The organism is Streptomyces sp. NBC_01525 (assembly GCF_045040405.1).
Taxonomy (GTDB): domain Bacteria; phylum Actinomycetota; class Actinomycetes; order Streptomycetales; family Streptomycetaceae; genus Streptomyces; species Streptomyces benahoarensis.
Window position 1 is genome coordinate 7,064,714 of sequence record NZ_CP109397.1, and the last position, 17,721, is coordinate 7,082,434.

The following is a 17,721-nucleotide window of genomic DNA, read 5'->3' on the forward strand; positions in this document are numbered from 1 at the left end:
CGTCACATCGGTGGCAGGGACCGGCCGTCCCGCCGACGCGGGACCACCGCCGGGGCGGGACCGGACGCTGCTGCGGCCAGTTGGCCGGTCTTCTCGCCGGGACGGCGGACCTTCTCCGGCTCGGGGATCAACAGGTCACCGATCTCGCAGCCAAGGACCACGCAGATGACGTCCAGGTCCTCCAGCTTGAGGGAGACCGGCTGGCCGGACCACAGCCCGGACATCTTCCCCGCCGAGATCACCAACCCGTGCTCGGCCAGGCTTCGTTGGAGCTCGGACGCCTTCCAGATACCCTTGTTCGCGGCCGTCAGCCGCAGGTTCCACCTCATCGGATCAGCCCTTCCAGCCGCTTCGCGGCCCGCTCGGTCCCGGCGGCCCAGGCGTCCTCGACCCGGGTCTGCTGGACGTGGACGTATCGCATCGTCGTGGCGATCCAGGAATGTCCCAAAACCTCCTGGATTGCGAGCAAGTCCAGGCCGTTCTCATAGAGTTGGGACGCGCAGAAATGCCGCAGGACATGCGGCGTCAGCTTCTCGCCCCAGCCTGGCAGGTGTGCCTTGGCCGCGTCCTTGAGTCCGCCGCGCAGGGCGTCACCGCCCACCCGACGAGAGGAGCCGTTGGCGTTCTTGCGTTCGGAGGGGAACAGCGGGGCGCCGGGGCGGGTGTGGTCGTCGTCGAACTGCCCTCAGACGTCCTGGATGAACCACCGCAGCGTGCGGCGGCGCCGTTGATCAGGGGCGCCATCCGCTCGCGCGGCCCGGAGCCGCGGGCGCCCTTGCCGTGGCGGACGTGGAGTTTCCCGAAGCGGCCCAGGTTCCACTTGATGTCGTCCAGGTCGAGCTTGCATGCCTCGCTGACCCGCAGGCCGACCTGGGACATCAGCTTCGCCGCGGTGTAGTTCCGGGCGGTCGGGGCGAACTTGCGGCAGGTGGCCAGCTCGCCGCCCCAGCCGGTGAACAGCGTCCCGATCTCCGGCTCGGTCGGCGGGATCCGCAGCTGGGCGTCCTTGGCACCGCGCGGCCGGTTCATCTCGTCGATCGGGCACTCGACCACCCGGCCGGTCATCCGGTGGAGTTCGACCTTGTGCCGCAGCTCCAGGAACATGAAGCACGTGGGTAGCGCCTGCGACCGGGCCAGCCGGGTACCGCTGGGCGAGTTCCGCAGCACCTTCCCGAAGTACGCGTCGGCGTCGGCGGGCTCCATGTCCCACAGTGGCCGGCCGAACCAGGTCCTGATCTGCTCCAGGTGCCCGACGTCGCCGCGGATGGTGCCGTCCGTCAGGCCCGCCGAGGCCCGCGCGAGGACGAACCCGGAGAGCACGTCGGTCTCGAACCGCTCCAGTTCCTCCGCCGACGCGGGCGCCCAGTGCTCACGCAGGTCCCGTACGACTGCCAGCGCCGCCAACCCGAGCCTCCTCACCTTCGGCCCGACTGCGGATCGGTCGGACGAAGCGAGAACGCTTCAAGAATCCCGAAGTTACGTCACGGAACCGCAGAGCACACGAAAGAGGAAGAACCCCCTGGCCACGGGGGCGGGGACCCAGCTGGGCTCAGGGGAACTCGCGGGATGTCGCACAGTCGGGGACCGGGAAGGTGAACCTCAGAGGAAGTACAGGCGGCTGAGGGAGACCTGGTCGGCCGGTTCGGAGCGCATCGGTGAACCGTCGAGCGTGACCAGGCCGCTGCGCCTGTCCACGTCCACCTGGCCGGTGCGGGAGTTGAGCACCAGGTCGGCCGGGCCGATGCCGCGGGTGCCGCGCACGGCGACGCGGCGGCGCCGGGTCGGCATGGAGTCGAAGGCCTTGCCGGGGGAGCCTGCCTCGGCGGCGGCGCCGCTGACAAAGGCGACCGAGAGGTCGGCGGCGGTCGCGCCGTGCGCGCCGAACAGCGGGCCCATGACGAGAGGTTCACAGGTGTCGGTTGCGGCGTTCGGGTCGCCGGTGACGCCGTACGCGGGGAAGCCGGACTTGAGCACCATCTGCGGCTTGGCTCCGAAGTATGCCGGGCGCCACAGGACGATGTCGGCCATCTTGCCGACCTCGATCGAGCCGATCTCGTGCGCGAGGCCGTGGGCGATCGCCGGGTTGATGGTGAGCTTCGCCATGTAGCGCAGCACGCGCGCGTTGTCGTCGTTCGGCCCGTCGCCCTCCATGGGGCCGAGCTCGGCCTTCATCTTGCCGGCCATCGCAAAGGTGCGGCGCACGGTCTCGCCCGCGCGGCCCATGCCCTGGGCGTCGGAGGAGGTGATGCCGATCGCGCCCAGGTCGTGCAGCACGTCCTCGGCGCCCATCGTCCCGGCGCGGATGCGGTCGCGGGCCATGGCGGCGTCGCCGGGCAGGTCGGTCTTGAGGTCGTGGACGGAGACGATCATGCCGTAGTGCTCGGCGACGGCGTCCCGGCCGAAGGGCAGGGTCGGGTTGGTGGAGGAGCCGATGACGTTCGGCACGCCCGCCATCTTGAGCACGTTCGGCACGTGTCCGCCGCCGCAGCCCTCGATGTGGAAGGCGTGGATGGTGCGGCCTTCGAGGACCTTGAGGGTGTCCTCGACGGACAGGCACTCGTTCAGGCCGTCGCTGTGCAGCGCCACTTGGACGTCGTGCTCCTCGGCGACGCGCAGGGCGGTGTCCAGCGCCCGGGTGTGGGCGCCCATGTCCTCGTGGACCTTGAAGCCGGACGCGCCGCCCTCGGCGAGCGCCTCGACCAGGGGCGCGGCGTCGGAGGAGGAGCCACGGGCCAGGAAGGCGATGTTGACCGGCCAGGCGTCGAAGGAGTTGAAGGCGTGGCGCAGCGCCCACGGCGAGTTCACGCCGACGCCCCACACCGGGCCGAACTCCTGGCCGACGACCGTCGTCACACCGGAGGCGAGCGAGGCCTCCATGATTCGGGGCGAGAGCAGGTGCACGTGGGTGTCCACGGCGCCCGCGGTCGCGATCATGCCTTCGCCGGAGACGATGGATGTGCCGGTGCCGACGACGACGTCGACGCCGTCCATGGTGTCGGGGTTGCCGGCCCGGCCGATGCCGGCGATGCGGCCTTCACGGATGCCGATGGACACCTTGCGGATGCCCTGGATGGCGTCGATGACCAGGACGTTGCTGATCACGACGTCACAGGTCTCGCAGACGGCCGCGGCCTTCAGGTGCAGACCGTCGCGGGCGGTCTTGCCGAAGCCGGCGAGGAACTCATCGCCCGGCTTCTGCGCGTCGGACTCGACGTGGATGACGAGCCCGGAGTCGCCCAGGACCACGCGGTCCCCGGCCCGGGGCCCGTGCACGGCCGCGTAGTCGCGGGGGTCGATGCCGGTCACTGGTTCTCCTCCTTGACGTTCGCCCCCAGGTAGCCGCAGGCGGCGGCGCGGCGCAGCGCCTCCTCGCGGGCGCCGGGCGCGTCCAGCGGCCCGTCCACGAGTCCGGCGAATCCGATCGCGATCCGCTCACCGCCGATCGGTACGAGTCCGACCTCGACCTCGACGCCGCTGTCGAAGCGCGTCGACGACCCGGCGGGGGCGCACAGGCGCATGCCGTACGCGGCGGCCCGGTCGAACTCCAGCCGCGGGTTCGCCTCGAAGAAGTGGAAGTGGGAGGTGACGCTGACGGGCACCGCTGCGGTGTTCGTCACGGTCAGGCGCACCGTCGGCTCGGGCTCGGCGTCGGCCGGTCCGGGGATGACCGCGCCGGGGGCGCCATCGCCTAGTGAGCCGCCGCGGATGGGGTCGGAGACCACTGCGAGCCGGGAACCGTCGTCGAAGACCGCCTCCACGTGCACCTCGGTGACCACGTCCGCCGCACCGGGCAGCACGTCGTCGGGGCCGAGCACGCCGCGCGCTGCCTCGATCGCCTCCGTCAGCCGCTTCCCGTCCCGGGCCGCCTCGCAGACGGTGTCCGCGATCAGCGCGGTCGCCTCCGGCACGTTCAGCCGCAGTCCGCGCGCCCGCCGTGCCCGCGCCAGCTCCGCGGCGCCGAACAGCAGAAGTCGGTCGCGCTCTGTCGGGGTCAGCCGCATGACTCCTCCCGGACCGAGCGAGCGCTGAGAGGGGTGTTCGAACCGTAGTGGTGCATGGTGTCGATCAGCTTTCTGCCGGGCGGGAGGCCCGACGGGCGTGCGGGTGGCGGGCGACCGACGTCGCCCGCCACCCCAGAGGGGAATCATTCGTGCCGTCTGCCGCGGGCGTCCCGTATGAAGGCGACGGGATCACCTAGCCGACAACCGGGGATCAGTGGGGTAGTCCGTCCGCTGGGCGCCCGGCGAATGAGGCCGCAGTCGGCGGTTCGGCGCTCGCGCCGTGCAGCCCGGTGAAGAGCGAGGCGACGCGTGCGTCCTCCTCTGCGGTACTCCGGATGAACACCGCGGCAGCCACGTAGACGGCGGTGTTGACGATCAGTCCGGCGACACCCGAGGTCAGCCCGCCCAGCCAGGGCACGGACGTCGGGTACGCGAGCTGCAGGACGGCGGAGGTCACGATTCCGCTCACCATGCCGCCTACCGCGCCGACCGCGTTGCCCCGGCGCCAGAAGATGCCGAGCAGCAGGGTGGGGGCGAGCTGGCAGATGCCCTGGTAGGACAGGATCGCCAGGCTGGCCAGGCCGCTACTGGTCTTGATCGTGGCCGTGGCCGTGATCGCGGCCACGGCGGTGAGAGCGAGCACGGTGAGCTTGGCGGCGTGGGTTTCGCGGCCGTCCGCGGTGCGTGTGCGACGTGGCAGTACGTCGTGGGTCAGCTGGATTCCGGTGGCCTGGAGGTTGGCGTCGACGTTGCCCATGGTGGCGGCGAGGACGACGAGGCCGGCCAGGGCGACCAGCACAGTGCCGCCGATGCCGGCGGTGATGAACCAGACGCTGCCGGGCGCGTCGGCTATGGAGGGGAGCGAGGCGGCGAGGATCGCCATCAGTGTCAGCGCGGTGGCGAAGACGAACAGGATGGGCGCTGCCTGGACCGCGGATTTCTTGATGACGGCGGTGCTGCGGGCGGTGAACAGCCGGACGAAGATGTCGGGCCAGCACCAGCCGCCCATCGTGCCGGTGAGTACGAGCGACATCAGATACAGGGGGCCGACCGCGCTGTCCGGTCCGGGGATGGTGAAGTGGGAGTCCGGCACCTGGTTCAGCCCGTGGCCGTTGGTGACCAGCCAGACGAGCAGGCCGACGATGATGCACAGGCCGAGGACGTAGGCCACGATGCTCTGCACCATGTCGCTGATAACGACCCCGCGCATGCCCATGCGCACGGTCCAGATCTGGCGGACCGCCAGCACGCCGATGCTGATCAGGATGGCGACGTCGGGGGATACCCGGCCGAAGGAAAGGTAGGAGAAGACCAGTCCGAGTGACTGCATGCCCAGCACGACCCATGGGAACGACGAGACCGCGCCGATCACGGCGGCGACCACGCGGACCGCGGTGGAGCCGTAGCGCAGGCCGAGCAGGTCGGCCTGGGTGCTCAGGTCCCATTGCCGTCCCCAGTCGTGCACCCGCTGGGCCATGAAGAACATCAGGACGACCGCGAGCAGGGAGTAGGGCAGCCAGTAGAAGCCGATGACTCCCGCTTCGGCCGTCAGGCCGGCGAAGGAGATGAAGACGGCGCCCGGCAACCAGGTGTTGAGAAAGGACATGGTCTGGAACCAGGAGCCGAAGGAGCGTCCGGCGACCGCGTAGTCGGCGAAGCCCGCATCGGCGCGCCGGGTTTTCTCCAGCACCGCGATGACGACGAGGAAGAAGAGGGCGATGGAGCCGTAGCCGATGAGCATGTTCACGACCGGACCTCCCCGTGCGTGCCATGGCGGGCGTCGATGGCGTACAGGACCAGGATGCTGGCGAGGACGAAGCCGCTGCCGCCGATGAAGTACAGCAGCGTGTCGGCCGCACTGCGGTCGGCTCCTGCACTCCAGTACAGCGGCGGGAACAGTGTGACCACCGCATCGATGACCAGCAGGACGGCGAACAGCGCCCGCTTTCGGGAAGGCGGCAGCGTGCGACTGCCGCGCTGGGGGTTCTCACTCACTGGGGGAGCCCTTCGTGCCACGCGCGCTGGCTAGGCGCTGCGCATGGGGACAGACTGAGCCGGAACGTTCCGGCATCGGTAATCTAGGGCTGCCGGAAGGTTCCGGCAAGGGGTTCGGTTGCTTAAGAAGAAGGGTAAATGTGAGCAATACGGGGAAATCGCTTAACTCTGCGTCGGACAGGGATGCCCCAGGTGTGGCTGCGTTTCCTGCCGTGCCTAGACTCACGGCCGTGTCGAGCCGATCCGTGACCATCATCGATGTTGCCCGGCGCGCTGGCGTTTCCAAGACGACCGCGTCGGATGCGCTCTCCGGTGGGGGGCGGGTGTCGGAGGCCACCAGAGCTCGCATCATGGCGGTCGCGGCAGAGATCGGCTACACGCCGAACACCGCTGCCCGCCACCTGCGCCGAAGCAAGGTGGGCGCCCTCGGCCTGTACATGCCGCGCCGGGTGCTGGGCATGAGCTTCTACATGGAGTTCGCCTTCGGCGCTGCCGAGCGGGCTCGCGAATCCCACCTCGACCTCACCCTGCTCGCACCCGGCCCCCTCGCCGACCGGCTGCCACAACTGCGTGTCGATGGCCTCGTCATCGTCGACCCTCTGACCAACGACCCGATCACCGCCAAGCTCCTCGCCGCAGACCTCCCGGTGGTCACCGTCGGTAAAAACCGCGGCGCCGGCCCGGCCGCCGCAGGGGTGCTCAATGCGGACCACGCCGCGATGGTGGCCCGATTGCTCGATCACCTGACCTCGGCCGGAGCCTCACTTCCCGGTCTCATCGCCCAGAATGCGGACTTCCAAGCCGACTGGGCCGCACTCGTTCTCGACGCGTACCACCGCTGGTGCTGGCACCGAGGGGTCGCTCCCCAGGTGCGCACGGTCGCCACCGACGCCACGCCGGAAGAGGTGGACCGCGCCGTCCGCGACCTTATCCAGCAGGAACCCTCCATCGACGCCGTGGTGTGCGCACCCGACGGCACCGCCCTCCGCGCCCTCGGCACCCTGCGCTCCATAGGACGCCACGTGGGCGACGACATCCTCCTCGCATCCTGCGTAGGCAGCCCGAGCCTGGAGCTGTGCGATCCGCCGATCACCACGATCGACCTGCGACCACGGCAGTACGGCAGCGGCGCCGTCGAGCTGCTGATCGAGATCCTCGCCGCCACCGTGGAACCCCCCACTGAGTGGCTTCACAACGCCGACCTCCTGGTACGGGCGTCCACCTCGCCACCCCCCGCGACCTGAAAAGGAAGATCCTCAATACGCCGCCGTTCGTAACCGTGCGCGGCGCCGCCGCATGTTGATGCGGTAGAGCTTTCCGTGCCTGTGTTGCCTCCATGACAAGGACGGTGTCCGGGTGGCCGGAACTGAGTAGGCATGTGTCCCTGGTTGGCGCAGCACTTCTGTGTCCTGTAGCGGCACTTGCGGATCTCGACACCGTAGTGGTGCAGCGGCCTCCACTGCGTCTTGAGGAACTCGAATCCGAGCGCCGGGTCGCGGGGGACCTCGATGTATCCGGCACGGGCGACACCGTGCTCGAACATCATCGACGGCGACAACCGCAGCCCCGGCACCCGGGGATCGACCAGCCCGTCGTGGGGCCGCACGTGGTACACACATTTACCGACCGCAGGAGCTCGCGTACCGGCTCTGAACTGCGACGATTCGTAGACTACACGTCCGCGACGGCGAGTTGAGGCCGTTGCTGTCGCTCGTCCTGGTGGTCTCGAGGGGCGGGCAGGGGGACAGGCTCAGGTTGTTGATCCCGCTTCGGTTGGCTATTTGATGTGGTCGAGGAAGCCGAGCACCCGGTGGGTGGCCTGCGTTGCAGCGTGCTCGTCGTGCGACGGCAGGCTGCTGTCGGTGAACAGGTGCCTGTCGCCGGAGTAGAGGAACAGCTCAGCATCCGCCGCCGTCTCGACGAGCGCGCGGGCCGCGTCCACATCGCCCTCACCGGAGAAGAGCGGGTCTGCGTCCATGCCGTGGACCTGGACTGGGACGTCCTGGGGCCAGGCACCGCCGAACTCCGAGACCGGGACGCATGCCTCGAGCAACAACGCGCCCTTCGTGCCCGGGCGGGTCTGGGCCAGCTTCTGCGCCGGCAGGACGCCAAGCGAGAACCCGAGGTAGACGAGCTCCGCAGGCAGCCCCTCGGCGACGGCGGTTCCGCGCGCGATGACCGTGCCGAACCCGACCCTCTCGGCGTAGTCGATGCCCTCCTCGAGGCTGTCGAATACGTGCCCCTCGAACAGGTCCGGGGCATGGACGGTGTGTCCGGCCCGTCGCAGCTGCTCGGCGAACTCGCGGACGCCAGCGGTCAGTCCGTGCCCGTGGTGGAAAACCAACACCTCAGCCATGTCGCTCCCCTCGTGCTGCGGTGCCTGGGCGGCACCGCAGCACGAGTATGACCCGCAGCACTGACAACCGCGGGTCCCCAGCCTGGCAGGGTCAGGTTGTTGATCCAGGTTCGGCGATCCGTGCTTCGAGGTCGGCCATGCGGCGGTCCTGGAAGCGCAGGTTGGAGCGGGCGGCCTTGAGTCGCTCGTCGAGGGTGCGGTTATCGGTGGTGAGCTGGCGGACCCTTTGTTTGAGGGTGGTGTTCTCGGTGGTGATCCGCTGGATGGCCTCTTCGGTCCACTCGGCTTGCAAGTCCCTTATCTGGCCGATGAGTTCGCAGCCGCCAGCGCCGACGACCCCGTGATCGCAGCGAACACCCTCTCGTTCTGGGCCATCCAGCACTACTCGACCGGCAACCCCCGCGGTGCCGTCGACCTCACCGAGGCCGCCCTCTCCCAGGCCCCGAGGGCCGGCTCAGCCCGCATGACCTCCATGCTCCACGCCCGCGCCTGCCGCGCCCACGCGCACGCCGGCGACACCCGTGCCGCCGACCGGTCCGCCAACGCCGCCCTGGACGCCTACGAGTACGCCGGGCCCATCGAGGACGATCTTCCCTGCGTCTACTGGTACAACCTCGGCGAAGCGCACCAACTCCTCGGCAGCTCCGCCCTCAACCTCGGCAACCCCAAGCGGGCCCTCGCTCACTTCCTGGAAGCCTCTGATGCCCAGGAGGCATACAACGCAGATGCCTTCCCCCGCGGCCACGCCATCTACCTGTCCCGGCTCGCCGAAGCCCACCTCAGCCTTGGCGACGTCGACGCCGCAGACCCCGCCGCTGAGCCGTGGCCTCCTCCCGAGGGGCGAGCGGGTGACCTCTCAGCGAGCGCCGGGGCGTCGACGGCGCCCGCGACCGCGTCGTCCCCGGTAGGGCGGGAGCTTTGCGGGATCGACATCGTTCGCACGTAGCCGCTCACCGTGAACGCCGTTAGGCGGTGGGGTGCCGGGCCGGTCGCGGCACTGCTCGCCCTGCATGGCGAAGCACCTCGGGCAGGTGCCCTTGCGGCGGAGGTCCGGCGGGCGCGTGGGCAGTCGGTGCACGGTCATCGGGGTCCCGAAGCTGCCGCGGGCCATCACCCGACTCCCGGCGCCGATGCGGAGGGCCGCGGCACACCGAGCTCCTTGAAGAGGAGCTGCAGGGCGTCCTCGACGAGGTACTGAGGCGTCTGCCCGGTCTGCGCGCACGCGAGCGTGAGCCGGACGTCGGTCTCCACCAGCAGGCGCACAGACAACGGGACGCGCTCGGGCCCGCGTGGCCGACCGGCGCGCCGCTTCGCAGGAGTCGCCCGGGCGGCAGCCAGGCGGTCTGCCGCCTCGGCGCCGCTGCGCGCCTTCGCCCTGGTGGCGGTCGTCCGGGTCGCGCGCCGGAGCTGGGTGAGGCTACGGGGGGTCACACGGATACAGCGACCCCCACGGCGGAGGCGTTATGCGGTAAACGGGCGAAACGGCATGCGGGAGGGTCTCTTGGACCGAGCCGCAGACGGCATCGTCACGAGGGAGAACGGGCGCGAGGGCCGTCGAGGGGCACACTCTCTCATTCGAACATTTTACCGGATAAAGGGTGCGGTGGAATCACGCCGTCATGGCTTAAATCCGTTGTCTGGGTGTGGGGAGGTGTCGTGGTGATGGCGCACCTGCACGTCGCGTCGGGCTTCCCTGTCAAGTTGATGTGTTCAGGTTGAGTGCCGCTCACACCTGGGGCTCTATTGATCCGAAGTGCTTTGGGTTGGGGGTTGTTGACGGTGTGTGAGTGGTTTGGTGGGGGATGTACGGACCTGGTCGCCGGATGTGCAGGGGGCTGTGTGGTTGCTTGTGGTGTCTGTGCTGGTGGAGGGCCGGGGCCGTGTAGAGGTCGCCGCTGTGTTCAAGGTGTCGGCCAGGGTGGTGGGCAACTGGTGGGTCAAGTGGCGGGTCGGTGGAGGGGGCGCGTTGCTGTCTGGCGCCCGAGGTCGTCGCGCGGGGGAACATCAGGTTCTGTCTGAGGTTGAGCAGGTCGCTGTCCGGCAGGCGGTGTTCGATTACATCCCTTGCGGCCTGGGGCTTTCCGGTCAGCTGTGGGGTCGTGGGCAGATAGGCGAGCTGATTTTCAAGCTGTGCCGAGTCCGCTTCACCGAGCTTGGCGTGGGCGAGTACCTCACAGGCTGGGGCCTGACCTTCCAGCGTCCAGACAAACGGGCCGTCGAGTGGGATCGGGAAGCGGTCCGCCTCTGGCGTGAGGAGACCTGGTCGGCTATCTGGGCCGGGGGGAAGGCAGGGAATGGTGGAGTCCTTTTCGCCGGCCTGGTCGGCATCTGCTCGGGCCAGGTCAGCGGCCGCGCCTGGGGTGGGCAGGGGCGGGCGCCGGTCGTCCGTCGTACCGGGAGCTGGTTTTCCGTAAACGCGATGTCTGCGATCAGTATCTGCGGCCGTATGTGCTTCATGGTCTTCACCGAGTCGTTCGACGCGAAGGTCATGTGCCATTTCCTTGCCCGGCTCGTCGGGCATTTTGGCCACAAGGTCCACGTGATTGTGGACCGGCGCTCGGCCCACCGCTCGAAAGCCGTCCGGGCCTGGCTCGCCGATCGCCAGGACGAGATCGAGCTGCATTTCCTGCCCTTGTACTCACCCGAGCGGAACCTGGACGAGCTGGTCAACGCCGACCTCAAACGCAGCCTGCTCCACGCTCAGCGGGCCAGGAATCGGGCCGAACCTGCTACTGAAACTCGCAGGTTCTTCCACCGCCGGCAGCGTCAGCCCCATATCGTTACCGGCTGCTTCAAAGCCCCGCACGTTCGATACGTCCTCGACGAGTGAACCCAATGAGTTTCTGATCAATATGTCTGTCTGGGGTTGCATGGGCCGCGCACGTCGTCGCCCCGTCTCCACAGGGCACTTGCTGCACTTCCCGCATGCTGCCCCTGTGCCGCTCAAGCGCTGTGAGCCGGGCGGTCTCGCCCGAGGCCGCCCGACGCCATTGGGCTCAGGTGGGGAGCGTATTGCCGCGGGTTTCGGGGGCGAGGCGTACCAGGCCGATGCCGATGACGAAGACCACGGCGGTGAGGGTGAGCGGGATGGTGAGGGAACCGGTGGCGTGGATGCCGTAGCCGATGAGGAAGGTGCCGGCGGCGGCGAACCAGCGGGAGAGGGTGGTGGCGAGGGCGAAAGCGGTGGCGCGCATCCGGGTGGGGTACTGCTCGGGGAGCCAGATGGTGAAGACGGCGAAGCTGGCGCCGCCGAGACCGAGTACCGGCAGGAAGGTGAAGGTCAGGCCGATGGAGTGCATCGGGTAGGCGATGCCGTAAGCACCAACAGTGCCGACGATCATGAGGCCGTAGAGGGAGGCGAGCGCGCCGCGCCGTCCGATGCGGTCGGCGAGCCGGGGTACGGCGAAGCAGCCCACGATGGTGCACACGGCGACGGTCATCGACGAGAGGCTGGCCAGATGCACCGTGGTGTCGTGGCTGTAGCCGGCTTCGGTCGCCAGCGTGGTCATGGCGGTGGGCACGTAGGTGGCGCCGGCCCACAGACCGATGACGCACACCATGAGCAGCAGCAGATTGCCGATGGTGCGTGCGCGGTAGGGCGGTGAGAGCACCTCGGCGACGGGCTGCCAGAAGGAGCGGGCCTTCCGGCTCGACGCGTCTGCCTGCCAGCGCTCGGGTTCGGGGGTGGTGCGGCGCATGAGGAAGATGGCCAGGGCGGGGATGCCGCCGATGAAGAACATGCCCCGCCAGCCAAGCGCCGGACCGAAGAGGAGGTACACGGCCGAGACCGTGAGCACGCCGAAGTATCCGGCCGAGTGCATCGCGCCGCCGAGCCGTGCCCTGACGCGCTCCGGCATGACTTCGGCCAGCAGAGTGCCGGCCATGGCCCATTCGCCGCCGACGCCGATGGCAGCCAGGAAGCGGCATATGTTCCATTCCCACATGTTGGTGGCGAAGCCGGCCAGGGCGGTGAAGACGCCGTACATGAGGATGGAGGCCATCATGGCGGGCTTGCGGCCGAACCGGTCGGCGATGGGGCCCCAGATGAAAGCGCAGCCCCAGCCGAGAAGGAAGATCGCGGCGCTGATCTGCCCGTACCAGCCGATGTTCTCCGGGGTCGGGGTGATGCCGGCGGCGGGGAGCAGGGCGGTCAGCGTGGGGGCCAGGACAAGCCCGGGGATGGTCCAGCTGAAGCCGTCCATGGCCCAGCCGCCGAAGGAGCCCCAGAAGGCGTGACGCTGGGGGCCGGTGAGGCGGATGCGTGCAGGTCTGGCCGCTGGTGCCGTTTGCTTTTTGATCGCCATGGGGCCTCGATTCGGCTCGGGAGGTGGCGACGGGGGAGGGGGCGGTGCTTGCGTTCCGTCGCAGGTAGGCAGTGGGGGGGGAGAGAGTTGGTGAGCCCTTGCCGCATGCGGGGCGACTGCCGGTGGGGCGATGGTGGGAGGCGCCACAAGGGCCACTCGATAAACCTGGACCGCATTGCGGACCGCTTGACTTCATTGTGGTCCGCGGACCCTAGCGAGGTGGCCCCGCTCGCGTCAACGGTTGCCTCGGAATTGTGCTAGGCCGCCGCCCTCGATGGCGTCACTGCGTCGTCGTTGAGCGTCATGGGGTGCGCGGTTCCCGCCTGTCGCCACCTGCGGTTCGCCCGGTCAGGGAGGGGGCTGCCGCTCGAGGGTCCGCGTCTTTGACTGCTTGACGCCTTGACCGAGTGGCGCTCTGCCGCGGCCCCAAGGCTGCAGAGGCGTTCTTCGCGCTCTCCCGTCGCGCCACAACGCACCCCCTTGACCTGCTGCGCTGCGCGCCTATAGCCTCCGGACCACTCTACGGATCAGTGGACCGTAGAGTGGACCACTTCGGGGTGTCGATGACGAAAGCACCGTTGACCGGAATCACCAGGTGTCGGCCGGGATGTGTTCCGCCCGCCGACCGCAGGCCTACGACGGCTTGATCGTGGCCGTCGTACCGCTCCTCGTAGTGCTCGCCTTGTCTCCCCGGACCCGGGCTGATTCACCGGCCGGGCTGATCACCTTCCCCACGCTCATTCACCGCGTCACACCGAGGCTCAACCTCTGCACGACACAAGGAGAATTCAGCATGTCCGATCGCACCTGCCCACCTCCGGATGGCGCCGAACCGGTGTCGAGCGCCCTGGGCGAGCGACTGGCCCGCGGCACCTTCGCGGTCGGCCAGGCCGCCGCGTCCCCTGCCGCTCCGTCGGCTGCTCCCACCGCCACGCAAATCCTCCCGGGCATCGTGATCGACGAGGATTTCCCGTTCCAGGGGAGGCCGGACAGGTACCCGCAGCGCACCCCCGTCTCCGTCGACTTGGGGCGCTGACGCATGGCACAGAGCACCGCAGGCCCGCTGGAGAACATCGTCGTCGTCGATCTCTCACGCGCCCTGGCCGGGCCCCAGGCGACGATGATGCTCGGCGACATGGGCGCACGGGTCATCAAGGTCGAGGCGCCGGGACGGGGCGACGAGTCCCGGGGATGGGGCCCGCCGTTCGTGGGCCCGGAAGTCTCGCCGGAGTCGACGTACTTCCTGTCCTGCAACCGCAATAAGGAATCTGTCACCGTCAATCTGAAGTCGCCGGACGGCATGGACCTGCTGACCCAGCTGGTACGGCACGGCGACGTCCTCGTCGAGAACTTCAGGCCCGGGGTCATGGAGCGACTCGGCTTCACCGTCGAACGGCTCCATGAGATCAACCCCCGACTGGTGATCCTCTCGATCAGCGGCTTCGGCCACGACGGCCCCCAGGGCGGACGGCCCGGCTACGACCAGATCGCTCAGGGCGAGGCCGGGCTGATGAGCCTGACCGGCCCCGACGCGGACAGCCCGACCCGACTCGGGGTGCCGATCGCCGACGTACTGGCCGGGATGAACGGCGCGTACGGCGTGCTCTCGGCCCTGTACGAGCGTGAGCGCACCGGGCGAGGCAAGGTCGTGCGCACCTCCCTGCTCGCCTCGATCGTGGGGGTGCACGCCTTCCAGGGAACCCGGTACACGGTGGCCGGCGAGGTGGGCCGGCCGACCGGCAACCACCACGTGGCCATAGCCCCCTACGGACTGTTCCGCTGCGAAGGCGGAGCGATCCAGGTGGCAGTCGCGAACGAGGCTCAGTGGGCCACGTTCGCCGAAATCGTCGGGCTGGACACAGCAGACCCTCGGTATACCAGCAACGCCGAGCGTGTGGCCCACCGCGACGACCTCGTCGGGGACATAGAGAAGACGTTGCTGCAGCGGCCGGCCGCGCACTGGCTGGCCCGGCTGGACTCCGCGGGGATCCCCGCCGGGGAGGTCCGGACCCTCGACCAGGTCTACGACTGCCCGCAGACCCGGTCGCAGGGACTCGTGATCGAGGTGGACCACGCATCGCTCGGCACCATCGAACTCCCCGGGCCCGCCGTCCGCTTCGACGACGGCGGCCGCCTCCGACACGCCCCACCACCACGGCTGGGAGAGCACAACAGCACCGTTCGCGCATGGCTGCGGGAGCAAGAGGACTGACGTCGGCACTGCGGCGCAGGCGGACGGAGCGCTGCTCCGCCGGCGCGCGCAAGGCGTCATCCAAAACCCCGGATCCACCCGCGAACGCGGAGTCTCAGCCGATCCCTGTCGAGCCGCGGTTGCCGGCAGGACGAACGAAAGACACATGACATGACACCGTCCCTGCGATCGGGAGAGTCCGGACTGCCCCGGGTGCGAGCCATGAGCATTGGCTGCGCATGGTGGAAGGCGTACTGCGCACGTCGGGCAAGGACGTTTCGGGTGCGGCGGCTGAGGAAGCGCTGTCCATCACGCTTGAGGACGGGCTCATAGTCCGCCCTCTGTACACGCCGCGGGACACCGCCCTGGACACCGGATATCCGGGCTTCGCGCCCTATGTCCGCGGCGGGAGGCCCGAGGGCAGCGGGGCCGACGGCTGGGACGTGCGCCAGCGCCATGCCAGGCCGGAGCCGGAGCACACGAACGAGGCCGTGCTCGCAGATCTGGAGAACGGTGTCACTTCGCTGTGGCTGGCTGGCTGGCTGGCTGTTGGCGGCCCGGCCGGTGTGCCGGTGTCGGCCCTGGGTGATGCCCTGACCGGCGTCCACCTCGAACTGGCGCCGGTCGCCCTTGACCCGGGCGACGAATTCGAGGCGGCGGCACGCGAATTGCTGCGGTTGTACGAGGAGCGCGGGGTGCCCCGAGAGGCAGCGTGCGGCAATCTCGGAGCGGACCCGCTGGGACTGTCTGCCTGCACCGGCGACGAGGTATCCGGCATGGAGGAGGCCGTCGAACTGGCTCGGCTGTGCTACCACGACTACCCATTTCTGCAGGCCCTGACCGTGGACGTGCTTGCGTTCCACTCGGCCGGGGCCTCGGCTGCCCGGGAGCTTGGCTGTTCACTGGCGACCGGCGTCGCGTATCTGCGCCGCCTGACGGAGGCCGGGCTGAGCGTCGAGGCGGCCTGCACTCAGCTGGAGTTCCGTTACGCGGCCACCGCCGACAAGTTCCTGACCATCGCCAAACTCCGCGCCGCACGCCGCCTGTGGTCCCGAGTCGTCGAGTCATGCGGGGCGGCCGGCGATGCCGGGGCACAGCTCCAGCACGCAGTGACCTCCCCGGTGATGATGACCCGGCGGGACCCTTGGGCGAACATGCTGCGTTCGACCGTGGCCTGTCTCGCCGCGGGCGTCGGCGGTGCCGATTCCGTGACGGTGTTGCCCTTCGACCATCAGCTGGGTCTGCCGGACTCCTTCGCCCGCCGCATCGCGCGTAATACCCAGTCGGTGCTGCTGGAGGAGTCGCATCTGTCGAAGGTGATCGACCCGGCAGGCGGCTCCTGGTATGTGGAGCGACTGACGGACGACCTCGCCTATGCAGCTTGGGCGTTCTTCCAGGAACTGGAGCGGGCGGGCGGTCAGCAGGCCGCATTGCGCTCGGGCCTGGTCCGCGCCCGGCTCGCCGCCACCTGGGAGATCCGGAGTGAGAACCTGGCCCGGCGGCACGAAATCATCACAGGTGTCAGCGAGTTCCCGAACCTGGCCGAGAAGCCCGTGGAACGGGAGCCGGCGCCCGTGGAAAACGGCCAGGGCCTGCCCCGGGTCCGCCGCGATGAGGCGTACGAGGCATTGCGCGCGCGATCGGACGGGTATCTGGCGGCTACCGGAGCCCGGCCCCGGGTCTTCCTCGCCGCGCTCGGTCCGGCTGCCGCGCACACTGCACCGGCGGCCTTCGCCGCCAGCCTCTTCCAGGCCGGCGGCGTCGAACCCATCGCCCCGATGCCGGTGGACGCGTCCACGGCCGCCGAGGCGTTCGTATCCAGTGGGGCGGCCACTCCCATCCGCTCAACCGCAACACCGGCTGGACGATCACCGGCTCCACTCGCCGCAGATCGGGTCAGCCAAGTGATGCTGTCCCCTCCCTGAGCGCAGCAATGGCCTGTCCCTCCCAGGGGGAAGGGACAGGCCATTGCTGGGTGGTACCCCTTCGCGCGCGGCTTCTGGACCATGTCTACCGGACCCTATTGGCAGCCGTCGTGTCTCCGGGGCCGGTCGCCGCGCGACTGGGTCCGCGTCAGTGGACGCCATTGGAGGAGGGGAGCTGGCGGGCTATGCGCCGGGCGGTCTCGCACACCAGGTTCCCGACCTCGGCGTAGCGCTTGCGGGGCATGCGGATGTTGGGTGCGGAGACCGAGAGCGAAGCGACCGGACCCGAGCCGGGCGGGCAGATCGCAGCGCCGATCGAGACGATGCCTTCTTGCTGCTCCTCCTCGTTCACCGCGTAGCCGATCTTCCGGATCATCCCCAGCTGGGCGGACAGGAGGTCGGGGTCGGTGACCGTCTGATCGGTGACCTTGACCAGATTCGAGGCGAGGTACTCTGCGACGTCCTCGGCCGGGAGCGCGGCAAGTACCGCCTTTCCGTTGGAGCATGTGTGCAGTGGCATGCGGGTGCCGAGTGAGTAGAACGTACGCAGCTGGTGGGAGCTGTCGAGTCGTTCGACCAGCACGACCGTGTTGCCGTCGGGCACCATGAGGTGAACGGTCTCGCTCGTCGCCACCTGCAGTTCGCCGAGGAGAGGCAGCGCCACCGACCGCAGGTCCTGGTCGTTGGCGGCCTGGCTGCCGACGGAGAACGCCCGGCCCGTGATGGCCCAGCGCCTCTGCTCCTGACCGGCAGGCTTGATCCACTCTGCCTCGTGCAACGTGGTCAGACACCGCTGGACGGTGGTCTTGGGCAGCCCCAGCCGCTGCGTGAGGTCACTCAGTCCAGCCGGCTGGTGCTCGGCCACCGCCTCGAGGACCCTAAGGGCGTTCTTCACGCTCTGCATCGACATGACCCACTCCTTGACCATCGCATTTGCGGGCTTGTAATC

Annotated in this window: 17 protein-coding genes and 3 pseudogenes; 6 read left to right on the plus strand and 14 right to left on the minus strand. The window is 69.1% G+C overall.

Translation table 11 applies throughout. The features are described 5' to 3' along the window. Window positions 1-2 precede the first annotated feature (2 nt). The 8 genes and pseudogenes from OG422_RS30700 to OG422_RS30735 form a co-directional block, all read right to left on the minus strand. Window positions 3-329: a helix-turn-helix domain-containing protein gene (locus tag OG422_RS30700; protein WP_405747555.1), complete on the minus strand. Its 327-nt coding sequence runs from the start codon at window positions 327-329 to the stop codon at window positions 3-5. Then, window positions 326-448 (minus strand): hypothetical protein, encoded by a 123-nt coding sequence (locus OG422_RS30705; RefSeq protein WP_405748105.1) that lies wholly within the window; start codon window positions 446-448, stop codon window positions 326-328. The genes OG422_RS30700 and OG422_RS30705 overlap by 4 nt, the downstream gene beginning before the upstream one ends. Window positions 449-457: 9 nt before the next feature. After that, a pseudogene (locus OG422_RS30710) lies at window positions 458-586 on the minus strand (site-specific integrase); the annotation flags it as partial. Beyond that, complete coding sequence (locus OG422_RS30715) at window positions 526-1,404, minus strand: hypothetical protein (RefSeq protein ID WP_405747556.1); 879 nt, start codon at window positions 1,402-1,404, stop codon at window positions 526-528. The pseudogene OG422_RS30710 and the gene OG422_RS30715, both read right to left, overlap by 61 nt. 195 nt (window positions 1,405-1,599) lie before the next feature. Beyond that, window positions 1,600-3,297: an urease subunit alpha gene (locus tag OG422_RS30720; protein WP_405748065.1), complete on the minus strand. Its 1,698-nt coding sequence runs from the start codon at window positions 3,295-3,297 to the stop codon at window positions 1,600-1,602. A 5-nt stretch (window positions 3,298-3,302) separates the two neighbouring features. Continuing rightward, on the minus strand, window positions 3,303-4,001 hold the full coding sequence (ureA, locus tag OG422_RS30725) for an urease subunit gamma (protein ID WP_405747558.1): 699 nt from the start codon (window positions 3,999-4,001) through the stop codon (window positions 3,303-3,305). Window positions 4,002-4,212: 211 nt separating this feature from the next. Further along, window positions 4,213-5,742, minus strand: a complete 1,530-nt coding sequence (locus OG422_RS30730; RefSeq protein ID WP_405748066.1) for a sodium:solute symporter — start codon at window positions 5,740-5,742, stop codon at window positions 4,213-4,215. Between the two features lie 2 nt (window positions 5,743-5,744). Continuing rightward, entirely contained in the window at window positions 5,745-5,996 is a 252-nt protein-coding gene (locus OG422_RS30735) for a hypothetical protein (RefSeq protein ID WP_405747560.1), read from the minus strand. Window positions 5,997-6,241: 245 nt separating this feature from the next. On the opposite strand from OG422_RS30735, the gene OG422_RS30740 reads away from it, so the two are divergent. After that, on the plus strand, window positions 6,242-7,240 hold the full coding sequence (locus OG422_RS30740; protein ID WP_405748068.1) for a LacI family DNA-binding transcriptional regulator: 999 nt from the start codon (window positions 6,242-6,244) through the stop codon (window positions 7,238-7,240). A 167-nt stretch (window positions 7,241-7,407) separates the two neighbouring features. On the opposite strand, the pseudogene OG422_RS30745 reads toward OG422_RS30740, so the two are convergent. The 3 genes and pseudogenes from OG422_RS30745 to OG422_RS30755 form a co-directional block, all read right to left on the minus strand. Further along, window positions 7,408-7,614: pseudogene (locus OG422_RS30745) on the minus strand (hypothetical protein); the annotation flags it as partial. Between the two features lie 159 nt (window positions 7,615-7,773). Beyond that, window positions 7,774-8,352, minus strand: a complete 579-nt coding sequence (locus tag OG422_RS30750) for a dienelactone hydrolase family protein (RefSeq protein ID WP_405747561.1) — start codon at window positions 8,350-8,352, stop codon at window positions 7,774-7,776. A 91-nt stretch (window positions 8,353-8,443) separates the two neighbouring features. Next, window positions 8,444-8,644, minus strand: coding sequence for a hypothetical protein (locus OG422_RS30755; RefSeq protein ID WP_405747563.1), 201 nt, complete (start codon window positions 8,642-8,644; stop codon window positions 8,444-8,446). Between OG422_RS30755 and OG422_RS30760 the strand changes: the two genes are divergently transcribed. Beyond that, window positions 8,639-9,298 carry a hypothetical protein gene (locus OG422_RS30760; RefSeq protein WP_405747565.1) on the plus strand — a complete coding sequence of 220 codons (660 nt, stop codon included), beginning with the start codon at window positions 8,639-8,641 and terminating at the stop codon, window positions 9,296-9,298. The two genes, OG422_RS30755 and OG422_RS30760, sit on opposite strands and share 6 nt — an antisense overlap. A gap of 164 nt (window positions 9,299-9,462) precedes the next feature. On the opposite strand, the gene OG422_RS30765 is transcribed toward OG422_RS30760, so the two are convergent. Then, window positions 9,463-9,783, minus strand: a complete 321-nt coding sequence (locus OG422_RS30765) for a hypothetical protein (RefSeq protein ID WP_405747567.1) — start codon at window positions 9,781-9,783, stop codon at window positions 9,463-9,465. Between the two features lie 421 nt (window positions 9,784-10,204). Here OG422_RS30765 and OG422_RS30770 point away from each other — a divergent pair, with 421 nt between their 5' ends. Next, window positions 10,205-11,182 (plus strand): IS630 family transposase, encoded by a 978-nt coding sequence (locus OG422_RS30770; RefSeq protein ID WP_405738172.1) that lies wholly within the window; start codon window positions 10,205-10,207, stop codon window positions 11,180-11,182. A 166-nt stretch (window positions 11,183-11,348) separates the two neighbouring features. Here the strand turns inward: OG422_RS30770 and OG422_RS30775 are convergent, their stop codons facing one another. Then, window positions 11,349-12,656: an MFS transporter gene (locus OG422_RS30775; RefSeq protein ID WP_405738169.1), complete on the minus strand. Its 1,308-nt coding sequence runs from the start codon at window positions 12,654-12,656 to the stop codon at window positions 11,349-11,351. A gap of 793 nt (window positions 12,657-13,449) precedes the next feature. On the opposite strand from OG422_RS30775, the gene OG422_RS30780 reads away from it, so the two are divergent. The 3 genes and pseudogenes from OG422_RS30780 to OG422_RS30790 all read left to right on the plus strand — a co-directional run. After that, the gene (locus tag OG422_RS30780; RefSeq protein WP_405738166.1) at window positions 13,450-13,692 is read left to right on the plus strand and encodes a hypothetical protein; all 243 of its coding nucleotides are present in this window, start codon (window positions 13,450-13,452) and stop codon (window positions 13,690-13,692) included. 3 nt (window positions 13,693-13,695) lie between these two features. Further along, window positions 13,696-14,868, plus strand: coding sequence for a CaiB/BaiF CoA transferase family protein (locus OG422_RS30785; protein ID WP_405738163.1), 1,173 nt, complete (start codon window positions 13,696-13,698; stop codon window positions 14,866-14,868). Window positions 14,869-15,035: 167 nt separating this feature from the next. After that, window positions 15,036-16,679, plus strand: a pseudogene (locus OG422_RS30790) (methylmalonyl-CoA mutase subunit beta); the annotation flags it as partial. A 241-nt stretch (window positions 16,680-16,920) separates the two neighbouring features. Here OG422_RS30790 and OG422_RS30795 read toward each other — a convergent pair. Beyond that, the gene (locus OG422_RS30795) at window positions 16,921-17,682 is read right to left on the minus strand and encodes an IclR family transcriptional regulator (protein ID WP_221938146.1); all 762 of its coding nucleotides are present in this window, start codon (window positions 17,680-17,682) and stop codon (window positions 16,921-16,923) included. Between the last annotated feature and the right edge of the window lie 39 nt (window positions 17,683-17,721).